This window comes from bacterium (genome assembly GCA_021372775.1).
Classification (GTDB): Bacteria; Acidobacteriota; Polarisedimenticolia; order J045; family J045; genus JAJFTU01.
The window spans coordinates 1-1,502 of record JAJFTU010000419.1 but is presented as its reverse complement, the minus strand read 5'-3'; the positions used below and the strand labels follow the sequence as shown (position 1 = coordinate 1,502).

2 protein-coding genes are annotated in these 1,502 nt (G+C 73.6%); both read left to right on the top strand.

Annotation, left to right across the window (positions count from 1 at the left end):
- On the top strand, positions 1-858 hold an 858-nt coding region (locus tag LLG88_14360), incomplete at its 5' end, for a radical SAM protein (protein MCE5248092.1).
- Between the two features lie 40 nt (positions 859-898).
- The gene (locus LLG88_14355; protein ID MCE5248091.1) at positions 899-1,432 is read left to right on the top strand and encodes a sigma-70 family RNA polymerase sigma factor; all 534 of its coding nucleotides are present in this window, start codon (positions 899-901) and stop codon (positions 1,430-1,432) included.
- The last annotated feature ends 70 nt before the right edge of the window (positions 1,433-1,502 follow it).

Below are 1,502 nucleotides of genomic sequence, written 5' to 3'. Positions count from 1 at the left end.
CCGCACTTCGGCGAGGAGCCGGTCCTGTCGGGCACGCACCTGCCGCGCGGCGAGGCGCGCGGGGCGGGGAACATCTTCTTCGGCCGCTGCAACCTGCACTGCGTCCATTGCCAGAACGCGCAGATCAGCCAAGGGCCGCGGCCGGCGCCGGGCGACCCGCGCGAGGTGGACGCGGCGCGGCTGGCGTCGATCATGCTCGAGCTGCAGGCGGAGGGGTGCCACAACATCGGCTTCGTCTCGCCGAGCCACGTCGCGCCGCAGATCGCGCGGGCGGTGGACGTCGCCGCGGGGCGCGGCCTCGCGCTGCCGCTGATCTACAACACCAACGGCTACGACGCGCTCGAGACGCTGCGGCTGCTCGACGGCGCGATCGACGTCTATTTGCCCGACCTCAAGTACTCCGACGAGGCGGCGGGGCTCGAGCTGTCCAAGGCGCCCGACTACGTCGCGCGCGCCCGCGCCGCGATCAAGGAGATGCATCGCCAGGTCGGGGACGAGCTGGTCCTCGACGAACGCGGCCTCGCGCGCCGCGGCCTGATCATCCGGCTGCTGATCCTCCCCAACGACCAGGCCGGCCTGCGCGGCACGCTGGAGTGGATCCGCGCCGAGCTCGGGCCGCGCGTCGCCCTCTCCGTGATGAGCCAGTACTTCCCCGCCAACGAGGTCGGCGGCGAGCGCTATCCGTTGATGCAGCGGCCGATCCGCCGCCGCGAGTACGACGAGGTCCTCGACTGGCTCGACGAGCTCGGCTTCGAGAACGGCTGGGTCCAGCCGTTCGACGAACGCGCCGCGGACTACTACCGCCCGGACTTCGACGATCCGGACCGCCCGTTCAAGGACGCCGACGACTTCGAATGAACCACCCAACACTTCGCCCCCCCCGCGCGTTCTTCTCTATGTGGACGGAACGATCGAACAGGCGGGACCGGCGGCGGCGGTCGAGGACGACGGCCGTCGTCTCGCCGCGGCGTTCGACGCCCACCACCGGCGGCTCTTCCTGCTCGCGCTGAGGCTGCTCTTCGACCGCGAAGAGGCCAAGGACGCGCTGCAGGAGACGTTCCTGCGCGCGGCGCGCGCGGGGCGCGGCCTCCCGCGGCCGACGGACGAGGCCGAGGCCTGGCTGGTGCGGGTGCTCGTGAACGTCTGCCGCGACCGAAGGCGTCGCGCGCAGGTCCGCGCCCGTTTCGTTCCCGACCCGCCGCCCGCCGCGCCCGATCCGGCGGAGCGCGCCGCGGCGAAGCAGGCGGTCGCGGCGGCCCTCGCGCGGCTGCCCGCGCGACGGCGCGCGGTCGTCGTGCTGCACGAACTCGAGGAGCGGGACGTGCCGGAGATCGCGCGGCTGCTCGGGTTGGCGCGCCCGACGGTGCGCTGGCACTTGGCCGCGGCGCGGCGGGAGCTGCGGCGCCTTCTGGCGGCGGAGGAGGTGGAATGAAACGACCGCGGCGGGAAGACGAAACGATGCGGGACGCGCTGCGGCGCGGCGATCCCGCGGCGGGCGTTCC